This is a genomic window from Algibacter lectus (genome assembly GCF_004368925.1).
Classification (GTDB): domain Bacteria; phylum Bacteroidota; class Bacteroidia; order Flavobacteriales; family Flavobacteriaceae; genus Algibacter; species Algibacter lectus.
Map to the genome: position 1 here is coordinate 58,251 of NZ_SORL01000012.1, position 22,825 is coordinate 81,075.

The window sequence follows — 22,825 nt, forward strand, 5'->3', positions numbered from 1 at the left end:
GACTTTATAAATTATTAAAAAAGCCAGAACGTAAGTTCTGGCTTTTTTTGTTTTGTAGGCTGGAGTAATAGCGCTACTTTTATTACTATGAAAACAATTGGCTTAATTGGAGGCATTACTCCCGAATCTACAATATTGTATTATCGCATTTTAAATAAATTGGCAGCGTCTAAATATGGTGAATCACACTCCGCAAAAGTTATTGTTAACTCGGTAGATTTTGGTGAAATATCCCAGTTACAGTCCGAAAACCGTTGGGATCTATTAAACGAAATAATGAGTAAAGCGGCGTTGAGTTTAGAACACGCAGGAGCATCTTGTATTTTAATTTGCGCCAATACCATGCATTTGTCTATTGAAGCCGTTAAAGCAGTTGTAAATATCCCTGTAATTCATATTGCAGAAGCAACTTCAAAACAAATAATAACTAAAGGTTTGAAAAAAGTAGCGCTTCTTGGAACGAAGTACACTATGGAAAAAACATTTTTTATTGATGTTTTAAAAACCTTCGGGATAGAGGCTATAATTCCTGGTTTGGAAGATCGAGACGACGTACATGGTATTATTTATAACGAGTTATCCAAAGGGGTTTTAAACCCAGAATCTAAGCTTATTTACCAGGAAGTCATTAAGCTTTTAATAGCTCAAGGAGCAGAAGGTGTTATTTTGGGGTGTACTGAAATACCTTTACTCATTAAGCAAGAGGATGTAAGCGTACCTGTTTTCGACACCACAAGTATTCATGCAAGTGCAGCTTTCGATTTAGCTTCTAATTAGCTAGAAGTTTTATAAGAAATCAAGGCTCTCGGCCCCTCTAAAACATCTTTTATAATTTGTAGTGTGCCATCATCTTTCGTAGCTATGCTCCATTTGATAAGCGATATTTCGCCGTTTTCAATTTCTATACCTGTAATACTTCGTGGGTGTACACAGCTTCCGTCGTTGAAAAAAGCAATATCTCCAGGTTCAGGAAAACGAGGTCTGTGGGTATGCCCAACTACGGTTACTAAATTATTATTATCCGTAATCCAATTTTTTGTTTTTCGTTCTACTTTTATAAGTTCGGTATAGTTTTTAGCAGGACTTGTAGGATCTGCAATACCCATAACATTTAAGGGTTTCCAAAGCACACGAACCATAAACCTGCTCCATTTCCAGAATAAATAATTCCACCAATCGGCTTGGTGACCATGCGTTAAAAAAATTTCTTGATTTGTAGAACAGTGTTTTAAAATTATGCCTTCATGATAAGTAATGTCATTAAATAACTCTTCATCTTTACCTGTTTTAGCATCGAAATACGTTGATAAGTGCTTTTTAACATAATCAGGGTTTCTGTATACCATATCATGGTTGCCCCAAATCATATGTAACCTATTTCCTTTATGAAAATTTTTCAAAAGCATATAAACGTTTTTGTGAGCGTCTAAAATAGATTTAAATGATAGGTTTTCCCATAGTTCATCACCATCTCCAATTTCACAGTATTGAAAACCTTCATCAAAATAATGCTTTAAAGCATGATAATAGATGTTTCTGTTGTTCGAGAAATCGTCCGCAAAACTATTGTCACCACGGTGACAATCACTAAAAAGTATAAACTTACTATCGTCGTCGAACTCAACAACCTTAGCGTTGTTATAAGCGTTATCTAATCTTTTTTTAGCTGAAAACATAGGAGTAAATATAAACAAAAAACGATGGCAGTTTATTTATGCAAACGCGGATTTTGAAATATTTCTATTTTTAAAAGATAAGAGTAGAACAAAAATAATTTTATTCTACTCTTAAAATTATTTTCTGCACAACGGATCTGCTCCTATAGTACCAATTAAGCTATTCAAGTAATTTTCAGATTTAGACTCACTATACAAAGCTTTTACTCGGGTTAATCGATCTTCAATTTTCATGTCATCAACTAAAATTTTATTACTTGGTTTTGCAATAAAGTCTTCTAGGTATTTAATTTGAGAACTATAGAAGTTAATATCCTTTTGTTGTTTTATAGACAATCGTTCTTTGTACCAATCGCTACTTAAAACATAATCTCTATCGAAGTATTTTCGTAATTCTAGATCATTAATTTGTTTACCTTCATAAGAACCATAAGCCATAATATTTAAAAGAATTTTTAATGGTGGTATGGCAGAATTAATACTTCCGTCTTTAAAATAACGAAGTGCTACTTTTTCTTGAGCTTCAACTATATTATTAATACCATCGACATAATCTTCTAAACCTTGAAGTTCTGGTTTTAGCATCTTTTCGTTAAAAACAGCGGTAGGCTCATCAAATAGGCGGTTTAAACATCTTAAAGAGAATATTTTAGTAATTCGATATCCTAAACGACTGGCTAAAATAGTTTTACCATCATACTCGAAATCTTCAATTTTTTCAAGAGCGCCATGCTCAATTAATTTTTTAGGATCTCTATCTTCCGGAGTTAAACGCGACCAGATTTCTGGAATTAATAAGCTGATGTCGTGGTCTACTTTATTTTCACCACCTACATAACCTGCGGCCGTGCTGAAGGCATCATAACCTGTTAATATGTGAGATAGTAAAGCGTTGTTTAAATCGGTTGTTGGTGTTAACATATTGAAAGGGCCTTTAGTTAAAGCACCTTCTGAGCCAGCTCCTGTTGTTGATGGCGATTTACCTGTTAAACTACAAATAAAATCCATGAATAATTCTGGAGTTTCTTGGTAGTGTATTGGGTTATAAACAGCCAACGGACGTATACCTGATGCTTTATCGGCAGGGTTGTTTCTTCTGCCTGGTAACACAGCATTTACAACTTGAACTACAGGATCGGTAGATTTTATTTTTCTGAATAAACGAACACCAATTTCACCTAAATAACTTTCTCTTGTTTCTTCAATATTAATATTTCGTTCTAAATATCTTGGGTTTTTGGTAGGCTCACCATCTACAATTCTGGTATGTGATGGTAGTACAAAATATTCTTCGTCATTGGGGCTTTCAATAATACTTGTGATTAAATCTTTTACAGGTTGTGTGTATTTATCAAAATTAATAGTGTCTTCGAATATCTCAATGGCATCTTTCTTTTTGAGTAATTCGTAATTGGTTAAATATGTGTTGTCTGAAACAATATCACGTTCTGCATTTTTATCATATCCTCTTACAATGGCTTCGTCTGGACGTTGAAATAAATAAGATTCACAATTTGCCACAACTTTTAAACTCTTGTTTTGGAATTTAGGACTCATATTATTGAACCTTTCGCGAGGCAAGGTGATAGATGCTGATATATCATCTTCAGTTTGAACTTTTATGCTTGCAGAAAAATCGGACCTTAATTTATTTAATAACCAGTTACCGTTTTCATTAAAACCAATTCGTACATAACTACCAACTACACGTGTATTGTGATATAATAAACCCGTGCCTTTTTTGCCATTAATAAATTCTACCGACATACAATCTTTCCAGTTTAGTTCAGCATGATCTTGACGATATAGTCTTTTTACAAATAGTACCAGGGACCGAATATGTACAGGTATATTAGATACAAACGCGTTGTACTCATCTGTGTTTTTGTCCGATGGTGTTAATAATTTAACGGCAGAGCCTAACGTTCTTCCTTTACTCAAGAAAGAGCGAGATTGTGGTAAAGTAGGATCGTAATTTGCCCATCGTTTAGCGTAATTGTATTCTATTATTTCGTCTGCTTTTTTAAAATCTTCATCAATATCTCTTATGTTGAATGCACTGTAAGTAATGGCATTTAGCATAGATTTAGATATTTCAGATTTACCACCTCCAGAAACAGTACATGGTTTATGACAAAAAATCCCTTCTGCCATGGTATTAACTATACGCCATAGTGGTATGGCCGGATGTTTCTCTAATGTGAATTTGTTTCCCGTTGGGTGAACGTATTTTTTCTTTGGATTTAATTTTAGTTTTTGTTCCTTCCCATTATGTTTCCAAGTGATGCTATTGGTGTTTGTGTTGATGTAAGCCGACTCTGGAATGTAAATAATATTCGGATATTTTTTATCTACAGCATAGTACTCTGGCATCACTTCAATTCTGTCTCCTAAAAGGGTTTTAACATCTTCAAAAGAAAACTTATCCCCGTGTTTTTTAGAGAACGACACACCGTCTACAATATCTCCCATAACACCACGAGGATAGGCAATGGCTCCACCAGAATGTTCTTCTTCTACTAAACCAAATAAATTAGCAGAATAGCTTATTTGTGTTTTTATTTCTTTTTTAGAATAGCCGTAATAGTTATCTGCTATAATGGTAACAACAACCCCACGATCATCTCTACAAGTAATTTTGAAGGCACCACCATCGTTGTAAAGTTCGTCTTCATTTTTCCAGCACATACCATCTCTTTTTTGACGGTCTGTAGCATCATCAACATTTGGTAACCCTACATCTTTCTTTTTTAAAGTTCTTAATTGAGGGGCTAAAATTATACAACCTGTGTGGCCTGTCCAATGTTCCGTATCTAATCCAGCATCGTTTTGTGCTAAGTTCGGGTTGCCGGCATTTCCAAAAATAGACTCTACAAAGTCTAGATTACTTACTAAGCTTCCGGGCGCAAAAAAGCGTACTTCTAAAGATTTTTTAGAAATAATTCCTTTTACTTCTGGGCAAACCATGGGTCTTAATAACATGGAGACCATTGTTTTTGCTTTATCTTCTTGATTGGATGTAAAGGGCAAGGTGTTTAATTCATCTGAAGGATTAAATGCCGCATGTAAAAAATGAGGAAAAACAACCTTCGGAACTTCTTGTTTATCTAAAGGAACAGGAAGAGGGCCTTCAACAATATGGAAGGTGCCTTTAGTTGTTCGTTTATCATGCAACGGATTGTTTAAAATCCCTTGTTTTATTCTATGCGACGTTACATTATCACTTTTGAAAGAGTTACCATTAGGAGGTAAACTCACTTCTCTGGCGTGTCCTTTTTTTGATAAAATTAAAGTATTGTTAGGCAATACATAAGTTTTATCAATAGCTATGTCTTTAAAATAATTGTTTATAAAATTTTGAATTCTAGAATCGACAGGAGAATGATGCGAGGCTAAAAGTCTCGATTGCTCGCGTAATGTTTTTATTAAACCACTTGTTAGTTCTTCAAATTTAGAATCGCAAAATTTTTCGGAATTCTGAGTTTCATCATGGTAAGTTGGCAGTCCTAATGATGATAATTGTAGATTGATAAATTGAACAACGTCTTTTCTAGATTCTTCCATGCTTGTCTTGTTATTAGTCCTAATTTTATAAAATAGGATTATTATTCAATCCAAATTTACAATTAGATTAATTTACAAAACATGCTAAAAGTCAGTAATTCGAAATATTTCGTTTTTTTATTGAAAATAAATAAAAAGTGTAGTCACTTAAAAATTAGTTATTTAAATGCATTTAGACCTGTGATATCGAAACCGGTAATCAATAAATGTATATCGTGAGTACCTTCATAAGTAATAACACTTTCCAAATTCATGGAGTGCCGCATAATAGAATATTCGCCAGTAATTCCCATACCGCCGAGCATTTGTCTAGCCTCGCGAGCAATAGTAATAGCCATATCAACATTGTTGCGTTTTGCCATAGATATTTGTGCAGATGTGGCTTTATCTTCATTACGTAAAACACCTAAACGCCAAGTTAAAAGTTGAGCTTTGGTGATTTCTGTAATCATTTCGGCTAGTTTTTTTTGCTGAAGTTGAAATTGTCCAATAGGTTTTCCAAACTGTATACGTTCCTTACTATAGCGCAGCGCTGTATCATAACAATCCATAGCGGCTCCAATAGCTCCCCAGGCAATACCATAACGTGCAGAATCTAAACAACCAAGCGGAGCACCTAAACCAGATTTGTTTGGTAATAAGTTTTCCTTCGGAATTTTAACATTATCAAAAATTAATTCACCAGTAGCCGAAGCTCTTAACGACCATTTATTATGGGTTTCGGGAGTAGAAAAACCTTCCATACCACGCTCTACAATTAAACCATGAATACGTCCACTTTCATCCTTAGCCCAAACAACTGCAATCTGTGCAAAAGGCGCATTCGAAATCCACATTTTAGCACCATTTAATAAATAGTGATCGCCTTTATCTTTAAAGTTAGTCACCATGCCTGAAGGATTACTGCCATGGTCGGGCTCGGTTAAACCAAAACAACCAATCCATTCGCCACTAGCTAGTTTCGGTAAATATTTTTGACGTTGTGCTTCATTACCATACTTCCATATTGGGTACATCACTAAAGAGGATTGTACGGAAGCTGTTGAGCGCACACCAGAATCGCCGCGTTCAATTTCTTGCATAATTAAACCGTAGCTTATTTGGTCTAAACCGGCGCCACCATACTCCAAAGGAATGTATGGCCCAAAGGCTCCAATTTCTGCTAAGCCACCAATTATTTGTTTAGGAAACTCTGCTTTTTGAGCATATTCTTCTATAATAGGAGAGACATCGCGTTTTACCCAAGCACGAGCTGTATCGCGAACTAATTTGTGTTCGTCGGATAGTAAATCGTCTAAATTATAATAATCGGGAGCTTCAAATAAATCTGGTTTCATAGCTAAGATTTAAGTTTTATTCAAAACATAAAGCCTAGTAGAAATAGAATTCTAATAACCACGGTGTACATATAAAAAGCAAGCGTGATTATAGGTTCTTTACTAAAAAACTTATTTTTTTAAGAATAAAACAAATTATGCTATCAAATTTAAAGAATAATTAGTAAATCGATTACATCTTTAAGTAGAAATCTTTAGTTAAATTAATGTAATCTTGGGTGTATTGATGTCTTTCGGTTTCAATAATAAGTTCTGTGGTAGTAGTTTCGCTTTCGTGGAAGGAAAACGCTAGCATACTTCGTTTAACTTCAGTCTCAGGATTACCTTTAATACGACAGATTCTATTAGGGAATAAAAGGAAATTATTTGCTAGTTTGATAAATTTTTCTTCCTCATTAAAGGGAATAATAACATTGAAACTACCTTCTGGAGCCAGTAAAATAGATACGCTTTCTAATAAATGATGAAAAGGCATAGCATCTTGAAAGCGTGCTAAATCGCGCGATTCATTTTCGGTTTTATAATCTTCGGCATAAAATGGCGGATTGCAGATTATTAAATCGTATTCATCATCGATTTCTTCGGCAAATTCTTCTAAAGAGGCATGGTAGCAAAATAAACGATCGCCCCATGGAGATAGCTCGAAATTATCAACACACTGCTCGTAAGCATCATCATCAATTTCTATAGCATCAATAACTTCAGCATGGCTACGTTGTGCTAGCATTAAGCCCAAAACACCTGTGCCGGCACCAATATCCAAAATAGCAAACGGATTTGCATCTAAGCTAGCCCATGCGCCAAGTAAAACAGCATCTGTACCAATTTTCATAGCACATTGATCTTGATTAACGCTAAACTCTTTGAATTTGAATGGCTTGCTCATAAAAAATGTTCCTTTTTAAAAAGATTTAATACAGGGTTTATTCTTCTAGGTATAAATCAATTAAACCTTCTGGAGTGTCTACTATAATGGTTTTGTTTTTACGATCTACTTTATTGATGAACTCATCGTTCATGGGTATTAAAATTTCAATACCATCTCTGTCTATTTCAAAAAGTGATTGTGCCGTAGAATCGTTAATAGCTTTAATAATTCCAACGGTTCCAAAATTCACATCTTCAACAGTAAAACCTATAACTTCATGAAAATAAAACTTATCACCTTCTAGTTTTGGTAATAAATCTAGAGGTAAGTAAAGGCCACTTTTCATTATGGCATCGGCATCGGCTTCTTCATCTACATCTTCAAACTTTATACGAAGTAGTTCAGATTTGTGTAACTGAGAGCTTTCAATAAAAAAAGGTACCAAGTTATTGCGAAGCTCTAAAAATATAGCATCTAAGTTTTCGTAAATATCAGGTTCGTCAGTATCTAGTTTAGCTAAAACTTCTCCTTTAAAACTGTATTTTTTTACAATTTTACCTAAGTAAAAACAATCTTCTTTTTTCATGGGATGGTTGGCTTTTTTCTATTTCCGCATAGGCGAAAATCTCATTTAACAAATGAGTGTCAAAAGTAATTAAATTTTACAATTAAAAGTACCCGTAATCTAACAGGGTTGTTTTCTGAAATTTAAATTTTAGAAAATAAAAAACTCCGATATTGCTATCGGAGTTTAAAAGTATAAAAAATTTTGTTTTTTATTCTTCTTCGTTTGATGCTTCTGCTTCAACTTCAGGAGCAGCTTCTTCAGCTACCTCTTCAACAGCAGGAGTTGCCGCAGCAATTCTAGCTTCGTTAACCGCTTTTTCTGCTGCTAATGCATCAGCTTTCGCTTTTGCTTCAATTTCAGATAAACCATCAGCTTTCGCTTGAACTTTTCCTGTTTTTTCTTCTAACCAAGCTGCAAATTTTGCTTCTGCTTGCTCTTCAGTTAAAGCACCTTTTCTAACACCACCTGCAAGGTGATTTTTAAGTAAAGCGCCTTTGTAAGACAATAAAGTTTTAGCCGTATCGGTTGGTTGTGCACCGTTTTGTAACCATGTTACAGCACCATCAACGTTTAATTCAACAGTTGCTGGGTTTGTGTTTGGATTGTAGATACCTAATTTCTCTAAGTATTTACCATCTCTTTTTGATCTTGCATCGGCTGCAACGATCCAGTAAAAAGGTTTTCCTTTTTTACCGTGTCTTTGTAATCTAATTTTTACTGCCATAATAATTAATTATTTGAGGTTCGCGACCTCGGTTATTAATAAGGGCGCAAAGATACTATAAAAATTTAATTATCAGCTTATTATTTCTTTTGAAATAATTCTCAAATATATTCTTTTACTAGAATAGTAAACAAACCGGTGTTGGTACTGCGTAATCTTTTAATAATGTGAGCTTTCCGTTGTTTGAGTCTATGCTAAAAATAGCGATATTATTACTTCTTCTATTGGCTACAAGTACAAACTTGCCAGTAGGGTCTAAGGTGAAGTTTCTTGGCCAATCGCCATGCACGCTAATATTTTGAATTTTATCAATGGTTCCTGTTTTTGTATTCCTTTTAAAAACGGCAATGGAGTTTTCGCCACGGTTAGACCCGTATAAAAAACGCTCGTCTTTAGATAAATGAATGTCTGCGCAAGAATTTTTTCCGTTATAGTTTTCGTCTACAGTAGAATCGTAATCTATTTGTTTGAACTCATTTTTTGTTCGTTTCACTGTCGTTATGGAACTTCCGTATTCATTTATTATATAGATATACTTTCCGTTTTTACTAATAGAAAAGTGTCGAGGTCCAGGATTACCTTCCATTTTTATAATGGCAGGAGATTTTAATTGATACTCGCCTTTCTTTAATTGGTATTGGTATACGGCGTTGCGACCTAAATCGGCAACAAACAAATCTTTTTTATAGAATTGCGCAGAATGGGCATGCGATTTTTCAGAAGGAGAATTTTGGTCGAAAACTTGTGAGGCTTCATTTAAACTTCCATCTTTATTGATGTCGAATAAAGAAACCGTGCCGCCTGTGTAATTTGAAACCACAGCTTTTTCTCCTTTTTTATCGATAGAAATGTGGCAAGCGGCAGCACCATGAGCTTTGGCAGTGTTTATGATAGAGAGCGTGCCGTTGTCTAGAATTTTATAAGCCGAAACATAATCGTCTTCAGTCTTAGTAGCAGCTCTGTTTACGCTGTAAATATATTTTCTATCTGCAGAATATGATAAAAACGCAGGGCTAGATGCCTTAACGACTAAGGTTTTATTTGTAAGTTCTCCTGTTTGGGTGTTAAATTGAAGTTGATAAATACCTTCACTTTCCATGTCGGTAAAGGTGCCCACATAAAGTGGCGTATTTTGCGCGTAGAAGCTAAAAAAGGATAAAGATGTGAGTAATAAAAATATTTTTTTCATGTGCAGTTGATCTGTTTTTCTGAACTTAATTATGCTAATTTATGATAAAATAACTTGTGTTTTGTTAATCAATCATAAAGTAATTTAAAATACTGTTAAATGGTTTTACAAAAGGTGTTTACGAGATTATATTCGTGTATGTGATGCTATATAATAAGCATCTTTAAATTAGTTGTTGAATTTTTAAATGAAACATGATTATGGATTATTCAGAAAAAATATCGAAACAGTTAAATAAATTATTAGTTAAAAATTACGATGCCGAGAAAAGCTATCTTAGTGCTGCTGAAAATGTAGAAAATAGAACGTTAATAGAGTTTTTTGTTAGAAAATCGGTAGAGCGTAGGTTGTTTGCTCAAGATATAAAAAAAGAAATTCTACGTTATGGTAAAGAGCCAAAAACTTCAGGAAGCTTAATGGGCGATTTGCATAAAATTTCTATGAGTTTAAAAGCTATGTTTGCATCAAATAATGTGGATTTGATTTTGCAAGAAGCGGTAAAAAGAGATGTTGCTAATTTAGCTAAATATAACGATGTGCTTAAGGATAGAATTTTACCAACACGCATTATAACGTTGTTAGTAAATCAAAAAAACGCCATCGAAATTGCTATAGCTTCGCGCAAATTTGAAATGAAACTTGTAAGCTAATAGGTATTGTATTCTATAAGTGCAATTTATGGCGAGATACCAATTTGTTTAAAACTCTTTAGGGTATCAAGCCAAAAAAGAAAAAATTCTCTGTATTTTTATAAACTTTTTCTACTCAAATTTTCGTTGTAAAAACAAAGAAGGTTTTAAAGGTTAAATAGCTTAATTTCAAAAGACTAAAATACGGCATGTACTTAATTTTCGATACAGAAACTACCGGATTACCAAAGCGTTGGGACGCACCGATAACAGATACAGACAACTGGCCAAGGTGTATTCAAATTGCTTGGCAACTGCATGATGATATGGGAAACTGTATTGAGCATCAAGATTATTTGGTGAAGCCCGAAGGCTTTAATATTCCTTATGATGCTGAAAAAATTCACGGTATTTCTACGGAATTAGCAGAAGAGCAAGGTATTCCGTTAGCCGAAGTTTTAGAGAAATTTAATGAAGCATTAGGTAAAACTAAGTTTGTTGTTGGGCAAAATGTAAAGTTCGATTTAAATATTATGGGTGCGGAGTTTGTACGGGGTGATGTGGAAAACCCGTTGCAAGAACTTCCTGTTTTAGATACTTGTACCGAACATACAGCTAAGTTGTGCGAGATTCCTGGTGGGCGTTATGGTAAGTTTAAATTGCCAACATTATCAGAATTACACGAGCATTTATTTGGTGTAGGTTTTTCTGAAGCGCATAATGCCACGGCCGATGTGGAAGCAACTACACGTTGTTTTTTCGAGTTGGTTCGTTTGGGACAGTATACCAAAGAGCAATTGGATGTTGAGCCTGAGTATTTTCAGAGTTTTAATGAGGCAAATCCGGCTACCATTGATCTTATTGGTTTAAAACACATAAACCTAAAGCGTGAAAGTGCCAAGATTCTTGCGCGTATAAAGAAAAGTGAAAGTAGTGGTTTATCTTCCGAAGATATTAAGCAAAACGTTTCAGCTTTAGCCGATGTCGATTTTGTTCATCTACATAATCACTCGCAGTTTTCGGTATTGCAATCTACAATGGGTGTTGCCGATATTGTTTCCGCAGCAGCGGAATATAATATGGAGGCTGTAGCACTTACCGATCATGCTAACATGATGGGGGCTTTTCACTTTGTGAATGCGGTAAATAAACATAACGCGGGTGTAAAGTCTAAAAAGAAGGAGGCCGAAATTACTGGAGCGACAGTTACTGCAAAAGAAATGAAGCCTATTATTGGGTGCGAGTTTTTTGTGTGTGAAAACCATTTAGATAAGTCGAGGAAAGATAACGGTTATCAAATTGTGATAATCGCCAAAAATAAAAATGGGTATCATAATCTAGCAAAATTATCATCGCATGCCTTTGTAAATGGGTTCTATTATATACCAAGAATTGATAAGAAGTTAATTGAAGAATATAAAGAAGATTTAATTGTTTTAACAGGAAATTTATATGGTGAAGTGCCAAGTAAAATTCTGAATATTGGTGAAAATCAAGCCGAAGAAGCATTGCTTTGGTGGAAAGAACAGTTTGGAGACGATCTATATGTGGAAATTATGCGTCATAATCAAGAAGATGAAGATCGTGTAAATCCAACATTAATTTCTTTAGCAAGAAAGCATGATGTTAAATTAATAGCTTCTAATAATACGTATTACAGAAAGAAAGAAGATTCTAATGCTCACGATATTTTATTGTGTGTAAAAGATGGCGAAAAACAAGCAACACCAATAGGTCGTGGTCGTGGATACCGTTATGGTATGCCAAACAAGGAGTATTATTTTAAATCTCCCGACCAAATGAAGGAGCTTTTTAAAGATGTTCCAGAGGCCATTTCTAACGTGCAGGAAGTTGTTGATAAAGTTGAGGCTTATCAATTAGCTCGAGATGTATTATTGCCTGCCTTCGATATTCCTGAGCAATTTGTTCATGAGGAGGATCAAGTGGATGGAGGCAAGCGTGGTGAAAATGCATTTTTACGTCATTTAGTTTATGAAGGTGCTAAAAAACGTTACGGAGAAGAGCTTTCGGAGGTTGTTATAGAACGCCTCGATTTCGAGTTAGGTGTAATTGAAAAAACAGGATACCCTGGGTATTTCCTTATTGTAGAAGATTTTATTCGAGAAGCGCGGAACATGGATGTTTCGGTTGGTCCTGGTCGTGGTTCTGCAGCAGGATCGGTTGCTGCATATTGTTTATGGATTACAAATATTGACCCGCTGAAGTATGATTTACTTTTTGAGCGTTTCCTAAATCCCGATCGTGTAAGTATGCCCGATATTGATATCGATTTTGATGATGAAGGTCGAAGTCGTGTTATGGATTATGTAATCGAGAAATATGGTTCCAACCAAGTGGCACAAATTATTACATACGGTACCATGGCGGCGAAATCATCTATTAGAGATACCGCACGTGTATTAGATTTGCCATTATTTGATGCCGATAGAATTGCGAAGTTAATCCCGAATATGTCTAAACTCGGAAAGATTTTTGGTCTTTCGGAAAAGGAACTCGGACAAAAATTTAGAGCAGAAGATTTAGAGAAAGTTAATGAGCTTTTAAATATTGCAGACGGTAGTGATTTGCAAGCCGAAACTTTAAATCTAGCTCGAACGCTAGAAGGTTCGGTAAGAAATACGGGTATTCATGCCTGTGGTGTTATTATTACACCCGATGATATTACCAAATTCGTGCCGGTTTCATTGGCGAAAGATTCCGATTTATATGTTACCCAGTTTGATAACTCGGTGGTGGAAGATGCTGGATTACTAAAAATGGATTTCTTGGGGTTAAAAACATTAACCCTGATTAAAGATACGGTTAAAATTGTAAAAGCGAAACATGACATTCTTTTGGATCCCGAAACGTTTCCTTTAGATGATGAAGAAACTTATGCGTTATTCCAACGTGGAGAAACGGTTGGGGTGTTTCAGTATGAATCGCCTGGTATGCAGAAACACTTACGTGATTTAAAGCCTACTGTTTTTGAAGATTTAATTGCCATGAATGCCTTGTATCGTCCGGGGCCAATGGAATATATTCCTAGTTTCGTTCGTAGAAAGCATGGTGATGAAGATATTGAGTACGATTTACCAGCAATGGAAGAGTATTTAAAGGAAACTTATGGTATTACCGTTTACCAAGAGCAAGTAATGCTACTCTCACAAAGTTTGGCTGGGTTTACCAAAGGTGAAGCCGATGTCTTGCGTAAGGCAATGGGTAAAAAGCAAATTGCCGTTCTTGATAAAATGAAACCTAAGTTTATTGAGCAAGCCAGTGCCAATGGACACGATGCTAAAATTCTAGAGAAAGTTTGGAAAGATTGGGAAGCCTTTGCGAGTTATGCCTTTAATAAATCGCACTCGACATGTTATGCATGGATCGCTTACCAAACAGCTTACTTAAAAGCGCATTACCCTGCCGAATATATGGCGGCTGTTTTATCGAACAACATGAACGATATCAAACAGGTTACATTTTTTATGGAAGAATGTAAGCGTATGAAGCTAGATGTTCTTGGTCCTGATGTTAATGAGTCGTTTTATAAGTTTTCTGTTAATAAAGATTACGCCGTTCGTTTTGGAATGGGAGCTATAAAAGGAGTGGGGCATGGTGCTGTAATGACTATTGTGGAGCATAGAGAAAAAGATGGTCCATATAAGTCTATTTTCGATTTAGCAAAACGAATAGATTTACGGGCTGCAAATAAAAGAGCTTTCGAGAATTTAGCTTTAGCTGGTGGTTTTGATGGTTTAGCCGATACACATCGAGCTCAATATTTTCATGATGATGGCGATGGTATTACTTTTTTAGAAAAGGCAATTAAATACGCACAAAAACATAAAGAAAATGAGAATTCTGCACAAGTAAGTTTATTTGGTGAAGCTAGTGATGTGCAAATACCAGAACCCGAAGTTCCACCTTGTGAAGAGTGGGGAACTATGGAAAAGCTGAGTAAGGAGCGCGAAGTGGTTGGGGTTTATATTTCAGGACATCCGTTGGACGACTTTAAAACAGAGATGAAAACATTCTGTAATGGAACTATTAGTATGTTTAATGATTTAAATCTTTACGTAAACCGAGAAATTGTTTTTGGTGGTGTGGTTACCGATGTGCAACATCGTGTAAGCAAGCAAGGTAAAGGTTGGGCAATGTTTACAATTGAAGATTATACCGATAGTTTTGAATTTAGAGTTTTTGGTGAAGAGTACTTAAAGTTTCGACACTTTTTTATGATTAATAGTTTCGTGTTTGTGAAAACCTTTGTTCGAGAAGGTTGGACTAATAAAGATACAGGTAAGAAAAGTGATCCACGATTACAGTTTAATAGTTTTCAGCTATTACACGATGTTATGGAAAATTATGCCAAAAAATTATCTATTCAATTAGATGTTAGAGATTTAACAGAACAAAAAATTATAGCTTTAAAGGAGTTGCTGAATGAGCATCCAGGAAGTCAAGCGCTTAATTTTTTAGTTTATGATATGAAAGAAAAAATTAAGTTACCTATGATTAGTAGAAAGCAAAAGGTGAAAGTTTGCCAAGAGCTTATAACAGAATTAGAGGTACAACAGGTTAAGTATAAGTTGAATTAGTTTAGAGGATTTAATCAAAATCCAAAACCCTAAAACCCATTCTAAATAGCGCTAGGGATTGAACGGCGTGTTTAAGCTCTCTGACGATAAGAGGGAGCGAGTAGTGAAAGCGCGACCCTTGCGGTAGTGCCAAAATATATCATTAAATAGCTCTACTCAATGCCGTTATAGGTAAAACAAATGATGGCTTTGTAAGGATTCGAGAATTTTTTGACTAAATTTGTGTTATTAAAATGAATTAAGAACATTAAAAATATAAATATTATGGCATTAGAAATTACGGATGCAACGTTTGAGGAAACGGTTTTAAAAAGTGATAAACCGGTATTAGTTGATTTTTGGGCAGCTTGGTGTGGACCATGTAGAATGGTTGGACCAGTTATTGAAGAAATTAGCAGTGAGTACGAAGGAAAGGCCGTTGTTGGTAAAGTAGACGTAGATGCAAATCAAGAATTTGCTGCAAAATACGGAGTACGTAACATTCCTACAGTTTTGGTTTTTCAAAACGGTGAGGTTGTTGGTCGTCAAGTAGGTGTAGCGCCTAAAGCGACTTACGCAGAAGCGATTGATGCGCTTTTATAACATATACTAAAAGAAAAATTGAAAAGGTTTGCCGTAATGGTGAACCTTTTTTTATTTTAGATGAAAATTAAAAGATATTAAAAAGATGAGTGGACATAAAAAAATTCAAGACGCAATAGATAGTAATTTTATAGAGCAACGTAAAGTGTTTTTATGGGGCCAGGTTGACGATGATTCTGCTAAGCATGTTGTAGATAGATTGATGTATTTAGATGCTTTAGGTACTGAAGATATTACACTTTATATTAATAGTCCAGGTGGTTATGTAACTTCTGGTTTTGCTATTTACGATTGTATTAAGTCTTTAAAAAGTGAAGTTTCTACAGTTTGTACTGGTTTTGCAGCATCTATGGGGTCGTTAATTTTGTCGGCAGGGCAAAAAGGAAAACGTTTTATCCAACCTCACGCTCGTGTTATGATACACCAACCAAGTGGTGGTGCTCGTGGACAAGCTAGTGATATCGAAATTACGGCTAAAGAAATTGTAATTACTAAAGAATTAAGTGCTCAAATTTTAGCAGACAATTGTGGGCAAACATTTGAAAAGGTAATGAAAGATTTTAATCGTGACCATTGGATGGGTGCAGATGAGTCTGTGGCTTACGGTATTGTAGATCAGGTTGCTAAATAAAAAAACAATTTTTTAGAACTATTAAACAGACTGGCTTGTTGAGTTAAACTTCACAATTAGGTCTGTTTTTTTTGTTTAACAAGTAAAGTGTAATTAACTGTTGTGATATGAATTTGCAAAACGAACTAAATAAAGCTGAGGGTTTTAAAAATCTTGGATTACTTGCAAAGCAGGTAGTCGAGGGGTTTATTGCTGGTATGCATAAAAGTCCGTTTCATGGATTTTCGGCAGAGTTTGCAGAGCATAAAATTTATAATCCAGGAGAAAGCACAAGGCATATTGATTGGAAGTTATTTGCCAAAACGGAAAAGCTGTACACCAAGCGATATGATGATGAAACTAATTTACGCTGCCACATTATTTTGGATAACAGTAGTTCTATGCATTATCCGGAGTTAAATAATTTTTCTATTACTGAATTAAATAAAGTTGGATTCTCTGCCTTAGCATCTGCAGCTCTAATGCATATGCTAAAAAAACAACGTGATGCTGTAGGCTTAAGTATATACAGCGATGCTTACGATTTTTATGCTTCGGAAAAAGGAAGTGAGCGCCACCATCAAATGCTTTTACATGAGTTAAGTAATGCGGTACTCTCGAAGCCGCTAATGAAGCAAACGGAAACTTACAAGTACTTGCACGAAATAGCAGAAAACATTCATAGACGCTCCTTAATATTCTTGTTTACCGATATGTTTCAAACTTCGGAAGATGAGGTAAAGCTTTTTGAAGCATTACGTCATTTAAAATACAATAAACATGAGGTAGTTTTGTTTCATGTTTTCGATAAGGAAAAAGAATTGAATTTTGATTTCGATAATAGACCAAAACGTTTTATTGATGTTGAAACTGGCGAGCATATTAACCTGTATGCCGATTCCATAAAAGAAAACTATAGTAAAACGGTAAATAACTATTTTTCTAATTTGAAGTTGAAATGCGCACAATACAAAATAAAATACGTTGAAGCGGATATAAATAAAAATTTTAATAACATCCTGACAACGTACATGGTAGAACGACAGCGGTTTGTTTGATTAAAAATTTTTCAAAAAAAATAATAAAAAAAGTTTGTGTGATTTAAAAAAGCGTGTATCTTTGCACTCGCAATAACGCAACGGTCTGGTAGTTCAGCTGGTTAGAATGTCGCCCTGTCACGGCGAAGGTCGCGGGTTCGAGTCCCGTCCAGACCGCTAAAATTGCAAACAAAGAAGCTCTGAGAAATTAGGGCTTTTTTTGGCAATAAGAAGTTGTGTTGTTCCCGAATTTATTCGGGGAAGTAGTTTGCCAAATTCAATTTGGTAATCCAATGAGAAGCTTTCCTTTTTTCTGTGAAGAAGATTGGGATGCTTTTTTGTTTTAATTGTAAAATTAAAATTGGTTAGATTATAATAATAGTGTATATTCGCACTCGCAATAATGCAACGGTCTGGTAGTTCAGCTGGTTAGAATGTCGCCCTGTCACGGCGAAGGTCGCGGGTTCGAGTCCCGTCCAGACCGCTAAAATTGCAAACAAAGAAGCTCTGAGAAATTAGGGCTTTTTTTGTGCAATAAGAAGTTGTGTTGTTCCCGAATTTATTCGGGGAAGTAGTTTGCCAAATTTAATTTGGTAATCCAATGAGAAGCTTTCCTTTTTTCTTTTAAGAAAATCGGAATGCTTTTTTATTTAGGGCATAATCTTTAAAAACTAAAAGCCGTTTTACATCTGTAAAACGGCTTTTTTTAACTAAAAAGATCTGCTATTAATCTATTTAAGTATTATTTCCAACCTCCACCTAATGCTTTATAGATATTTACATGGGCGAATAGTTGTTCTTTTTTTGTTTCTATTATTTCTATTTGAGAATCTAGAGCCTCTCGTTGTGTTAATAGTACTTCGGTGTATTCTGCTCTAGCAGATTTAAAAAGTTTCATCGCGATATCAATAGATTCATTTAAAGCCTTTACTTGTTGGTCTCTCAAAGCATAACTTTTATTTAGATTATCTATGTTCGAAAGGGCATTAGATACTTCAACATAAGCATTCAGAATCGTTTTTTCATATTCGTAAACAGCTTGCAGTTGTTTTGCATTGGCATTGGCATATTCAGCTTTAATAGCATTTCTATTAATTAACGGCCCAACCACATCACCAACTAAAGAATAAACTAAAGATTCTGGTGTGTTTGTTAAAAACTTTGGTTTAAAAGCTTGTAAGCCTACACCAGCAGAAATACCAACAGAAGGATAGAAATTGGCTTTAGCAACTTTTGTGTTTAGCTTTAATGCAGAAAGTTCTAATTCGGCTTTTCGGATATCTGTTCTGTTTTGTAATAACTGCGATGGAATACCCGCGTTTATAATTCCGATATTTTTATTAATGAAGTTTTTAGAACTACGATCAACATGTTGTGGATAGCGCCCAACTAAAAAGTTGATTCCATTTTCAACTTCTACAATGTTTTGCTGAATATCGAATTTGCTACTTTGGTTTTTTAAAACTTCAGCTTCAAATCGGCGTACAGCCAACTCAGTTGCTCTAGCTGCCTCTTTTTGAATTTTCACCATACTTAAAGCGTTTTGTTGTAGCTCTAAATTTTGGTTAATAATATCTAGTTGATTGTCTAAAGCCATAAGTTCGTAATATGAATTGGCAATTTCTGCAACAAGATTTGTTATCATAAAGTTTTTTCCTTCCACAGATGATAAATATTCTAAAACAGCGGCCTTTTTGCTGTTTCTAAGTTTCTTCCAAATATCGAGTTCCCATGAAGCGGAAAGTCCAATAGAATAATCTTGTAAAGGTTCAGGAAAAGCATCTTCTTCATGCACTTTTAAGTTTTTTTCAACAGCGCCGTTTCGAGTAAATTCGCCAACTTTTTCTACTTCCGCTCCAGCGTAAGCATTTACAAATGGTAAGTATTCACCTTTACGAGCTTTAATTTCGCTTTTAGCCATATTTATTTGCTGTAACATCATGTTAAGCTCTTGGTTATTGGCTAATGCTGTATCTATTAAAGCTGTTAAATTGGGGTCTGTAAAATAGTTTTTCCAATTTATGCTTGCTGTATTTATAGTGTCTAACGATTGGTTTTGATAACCTTCGGGGGTAGACATGTTAGCTTCTCTTATGCTTTTTGTTGGTACACAAGAAAACGCAAAAGCCATAATAAAAACACCAACCAACATAGTTGGGAGGTGTTTTAGTCTATTTTTTATGTTATACTTCATCATTATTTTTTTTAGTGAGTTTTTTCAATAATTTAGTAATCTTGCTAATTTTAGTAGCATTTACTTCACTTTGGTTTTTGCTTTCGCTTAAATGCATTAATTCATCTGTTACAGAAGTTGAGGCTTCATCTTTAATAAGACTTCTACCGTCTGCTAATTTTGCGAAGACATAATATAAACCAGGTATAATGATTACTCCAAATACAGTACCTATAAACATACCTCCCATTGCAGATCCACCAATGGTTCTGTTTCCGATAGCACCTGCTCCAGAAGCCAGAACCAACGGCACTAAACCAGCGATAAAAGCAAAAGAGGTCATTAAAATAGGACGGAACCTAGCTCTCGACCCTTCGATAGCGGCTTCTAATATGGTAGCGCCTTGTTTGCGTTTTTGTACTGCGAATTCTACGATTAATACGGCGTTTTTACCGAGTAACCCAACTAGCATAATAACTCCAATTTGAGCATACACATCATTGGCTAAACCCATACCTTTTAGTAGAATAAACGAACCAAAAACCCCAACAGGAAGCGATAAGATTACCGCAAACGGAAGTAAGAAACTTTCGTATTGAGCGGCAAGCACGAAGTACACAAAAATTAAAACAATTGCGAAAATATAGATGGATTCGTTACCACGGCTTGCTTCATCGAAAGTTAAGCCTTCCCAGCCAATATCGTAACCTCTTGGTAATTGTTCTTTAGCTACTTCTTTAATTGCTTTAATGGCGTCGCCACTGGTGTAGCCTGGTGCAGGCAAGCCGCGAATGGCTGCGGAATTGTAAAGATTGTAACGGGTAATTTCATTGGGGCCTAAAGCTTTTTCCATAGTCATAAATGCAGAATATGGAACCATTTCGCCAGATTCGTTCTTCACGTAAAGTTTTTGAAGATCTGAAGGTAATCCGCGATATTCAGGGGCGGCTTGTGTGTAAACTTTAAAGAAACGACCAAAACGGATAAAACCTTGCTCGTAAGTACTACCGATTAGAATGTTGAGGTTCTCCATGGCTTTACCAATGGTAACTCCTTTTTGCATCGCTTTTTTGTTGTCAATTTTCAATTTATACTGCGGATAGTTTGCAGAGAAAAAGGTAAATAAACCCGTTAATTCTGGTCGCTTGGATAGGGCTGCCATAAACTCATTGTTGATTTTTTCGAAATGATGATAATCTGTAGAGTTTGTTTTATCTAATAAACGCATAGCAAAACCTCCCGAAGATCCAAAGCCTGGCACGGCTGGTGGCTCGAAGTATTCAATTACGGCTCCTAAGTCGCGAGTTTCTTCTTCTAATTCTTCCATGATTTCGTGTACGGTGTGTTCACGATTGGACCATGGTTTTAAGTTAATTAAACATGTTCCTGCATTAGAGCCACGACCTTCCGTCATAATTTCGTAACCTGCTAAAGAGGAAACAGATTCTACACCTTCGGTTTCTTCACAAATTTTCTGAAGTTTTTTTGCAACTTCATTCGTACGTTCTAAAGTCGCTCCTGGAGGTGTTTGAATGATGGCGTAAATCATCCCTTGATCTTCATTTGGTATGAACCCGGCTGGTAACACTTCATTTGTAAAATAGATACCCGCGCAAAAAGCGATTAGCATTCCAAAAGTAATAATGCGTCGTGCCGCAATTTTATTTAATAAATTAACATAGCGACCGGTAAGACGTTCGAAGCCTTTATTGAACCAAGCAATAAACTTATCTATTATGGATTTCTTTTTTGCTTTACCGTGATTATTTTTTAATAGCATGGCACAAAGTACGGGTGTAAGTGTTAAGGCTACAATAGCTGAAATAACAATTGATCCTGCCATGGTAATAGAGAATTGACGGTAGAAAACCCCAACAGGACCTGACATAAATGATGTTGGTATAAATACCGAAACCATAACTAATGTAATTGCGATAATAGCGCCTCCAATTTCACTTAGTACAGCAGATGATGCTTTGTAAGGTGAAAGATGTTCTTCTTCCATTTTAACGTGTACGGCCTCGACGACTACAATAGCATTATCGACCACAATACCAATGGCGAGTACTAAAGCGAAAAGTGTAATTAAGTTAATGGATAGCCCGAAAAGTTGCATAACGAAAAAGGCACCAATTAATGATACGGGAACGGCGATAATAGGAATTAAGGTAGAACGCCAATCTCCTAAGAATAAGAAAACCACAATAGCTACAAGAATAAAGGCATCGCGTAGTGTGTGGATAACTTGCTCGATGGAAGCGTCTAAGAAGTTAGAGACATCATAACTAATTTGAAAATCCATACCCGGTGGTAAGTCTTTTTTTAACTCGTCTAATTTTTCTTTAACAGAAGTAATAACGTCGCTACCATTACTTCCAAAAGTTTGTTTTAATACAATGGAGGCCGATGGTTGTCCGTCTAAATTTGAATAAATATCGAAAAATTCACTACCAAGATTAACATCGGCAATATCTGATAGTTTAATGATTTCACCTTCTTCATTCGCTCGAATTATAATCTCTTTGTATTGATCCGGCTCGTTATAGCGGTTTTCGTAGGTTAGTACATATTCTAAAGATTGTGCTGTTTTGCCTGAGCTTCTACCAATTCTACCCGGTCTAGCCAAAATACTTTGGTCTTCCATGGCTTCTAGAACTTCTTCGGCCGAAATATTATAGGCACGCATACGGTCGGGTTTTAACCAAACACGCATAGCGTATTTTCTACTTCCTAAAATTTTAGCACTTGCTATGCCATCAATACGTTGAATTTCTGGTATTACTTTAGTGTAAGCGTAGTTGAATAAGAATTTTTCGTCGTTGTCTTTCTTCTTACTAAAAAGATTTACATACATCAGCATACTTGGTTGCACAGGCGTAATAACTACGCCTTCTCGCTGTACCAATTCTGGTAACAACGGCATAACCTGATCGACTCTTGTTTTTACGCGAACTACAGCCTCGTTGGGGTCGGTTCCGGGTTCGAAAATAACACGTAAAGTACCTTCTCCTGCACTGGTAGCATCAGATGCTATGTAGCGCATATCTTGCACGCCATTAATAGCGGTTTCTAGTGGTATTAATGTTGAATTTACCAATACATCGGCACTAGAACCAGGATAGGCGATAAAAATATTAACAGTGGTTGGTGCAATTTGCGGAAATTGCGAAATGGGTAATTGCTTAATAGCAAGCAAGCCTGTAAATACTATAATGACCGAAATGACGATGGCCAAAACGGGTCTTTGTATAAATTTTTTAAACATGATTT

General features: G+C 35.5%; 15 protein-coding genes and 2 tRNA genes. 8 read left to right on the forward strand and 9 right to left on the reverse strand.

Annotation, left to right across the window (positions count from 1 at the left end; translation table 11 throughout):
- Positions 1-87 precede the first annotated feature (87 nt).
- Positions 88-777: an aspartate/glutamate racemase family protein gene (locus DFQ06_RS16485; RefSeq protein ID WP_133968972.1), complete on the forward strand. Its 690-nt coding sequence runs from the start codon at positions 88-90 to the stop codon at positions 775-777.
- Here DFQ06_RS16485 and DFQ06_RS16490 read toward each other — a convergent pair.
- From DFQ06_RS16490 to DFQ06_RS16520, 7 genes are all read right to left on the reverse strand, one after another.
- On the reverse strand, positions 774-1,676 hold the full coding sequence (locus tag DFQ06_RS16490; RefSeq protein WP_133968974.1) for a metallophosphoesterase family protein: 903 nt from the start codon (positions 1,674-1,676) through the stop codon (positions 774-776). The two genes, DFQ06_RS16485 and DFQ06_RS16490, sit on opposite strands and share 4 nt — an antisense overlap.
- Positions 1,677-1,793: 117 nt before the next feature.
- Complete coding sequence (locus DFQ06_RS16495; RefSeq protein WP_133968976.1) at positions 1,794-5,240, reverse strand: PPi-type phosphoenolpyruvate carboxykinase family protein; 3,447 nt, start codon at positions 5,238-5,240, stop codon at positions 1,794-1,796.
- Between the two features lie 158 nt (positions 5,241-5,398).
- Entirely contained in the window at positions 5,399-6,577 is a 1,179-nt protein-coding gene (locus tag DFQ06_RS16500; protein ID WP_042496922.1) for an acyl-CoA dehydrogenase family protein, read from the reverse strand.
- 172 nt (positions 6,578-6,749) lie between these two features.
- Positions 6,750-7,463, reverse strand: coding sequence for a tRNA1(Val) (adenine(37)-N6)-methyltransferase (locus DFQ06_RS16505; protein ID WP_074938757.1), 714 nt, complete (start codon positions 7,461-7,463; stop codon positions 6,750-6,752).
- Positions 7,464-7,500: 37 nt separating this feature from the next.
- On the reverse strand, positions 7,501-8,031 hold the full coding sequence (gene rimM / locus DFQ06_RS16510) for a ribosome maturation factor RimM (RefSeq protein WP_042504388.1): 531 nt from the start codon (positions 8,029-8,031) through the stop codon (positions 7,501-7,503).
- Between the two features lie 190 nt (positions 8,032-8,221).
- Positions 8,222-8,737: a 30S ribosomal protein S16 gene (locus DFQ06_RS16515; protein WP_042504385.1), complete on the reverse strand. Its 516-nt coding sequence runs from the start codon at positions 8,735-8,737 to the stop codon at positions 8,222-8,224.
- 118 nt (positions 8,738-8,855) lie between these two features.
- Entirely contained in the window at positions 8,856-9,926 is a 1,071-nt protein-coding gene (locus DFQ06_RS16520; RefSeq protein WP_133968978.1) for a lactonase family protein, read from the reverse strand.
- A 200-nt stretch (positions 9,927-10,126) separates the two neighbouring features.
- On the opposite strand from DFQ06_RS16520, the gene DFQ06_RS16525 reads away from it, so the two are divergent.
- The 7 genes from DFQ06_RS16525 to DFQ06_RS16555 all read left to right on the forward strand — a co-directional run bounded on the left by DFQ06_RS16525 (position 10,127) and on the right by DFQ06_RS16555 (position 17,866).
- Positions 10,127-10,576 (forward strand): ferritin-like domain-containing protein, encoded by a 450-nt coding sequence (locus DFQ06_RS16525; protein ID WP_042496928.1) that lies wholly within the window; start codon positions 10,127-10,129, stop codon positions 10,574-10,576.
- A gap of 188 nt (positions 10,577-10,764) precedes the next feature.
- On the forward strand, positions 10,765-15,153 hold the full coding sequence (gene dnaE / locus DFQ06_RS16530) for a DNA polymerase III subunit alpha (protein WP_133968980.1): 4,389 nt from the start codon (positions 10,765-10,767) through the stop codon (positions 15,151-15,153).
- A 264-nt stretch (positions 15,154-15,417) separates the two neighbouring features.
- Positions 15,418-15,735 carry a thioredoxin gene (gene trxA / locus DFQ06_RS16535; protein WP_042496930.1) on the forward strand — a complete coding sequence of 106 codons (318 nt, stop codon included), beginning with the start codon at positions 15,418-15,420 and terminating at the stop codon, positions 15,733-15,735.
- Between the two features lie 85 nt (positions 15,736-15,820).
- Complete coding sequence (locus DFQ06_RS16540) at positions 15,821-16,366, forward strand: ClpP family protease (RefSeq protein WP_042496933.1); 546 nt, start codon at positions 15,821-15,823, stop codon at positions 16,364-16,366.
- Positions 16,367-16,473: 107 nt separating this feature from the next.
- On the forward strand, positions 16,474-17,403 hold the full coding sequence (locus DFQ06_RS16545; RefSeq protein ID WP_133968982.1) for a DUF58 domain-containing protein: 930 nt from the start codon (positions 16,474-16,476) through the stop codon (positions 17,401-17,403).
- 82 nt (positions 17,404-17,485) lie between these two features.
- Positions 17,486-17,559, forward strand: a tRNA-Asp gene (locus DFQ06_RS16550).
- A 233-nt stretch (positions 17,560-17,792) separates the two neighbouring features.
- Positions 17,793-17,866: transfer RNA gene (locus DFQ06_RS16555), tRNA-Asp, on the forward strand.
- 258 nt (positions 17,867-18,124) lie between these two features.
- Here DFQ06_RS16555 and DFQ06_RS16560 read toward each other — a convergent pair.
- Complete coding sequence (locus tag DFQ06_RS16560) at positions 18,125-19,576, reverse strand: TolC family protein (RefSeq protein ID WP_206672781.1); 1,452 nt, start codon at positions 19,574-19,576, stop codon at positions 18,125-18,127.
- Complete coding sequence (locus DFQ06_RS16565) at positions 19,566-22,820, reverse strand: efflux RND transporter permease subunit (RefSeq protein ID WP_133968984.1); 3,255 nt, start codon at positions 22,818-22,820, stop codon at positions 19,566-19,568. The genes DFQ06_RS16560 and DFQ06_RS16565 overlap by 11 nt, the downstream gene beginning before the upstream one ends.
- Positions 22,821-22,825: the final 5 nt, after the last annotated feature.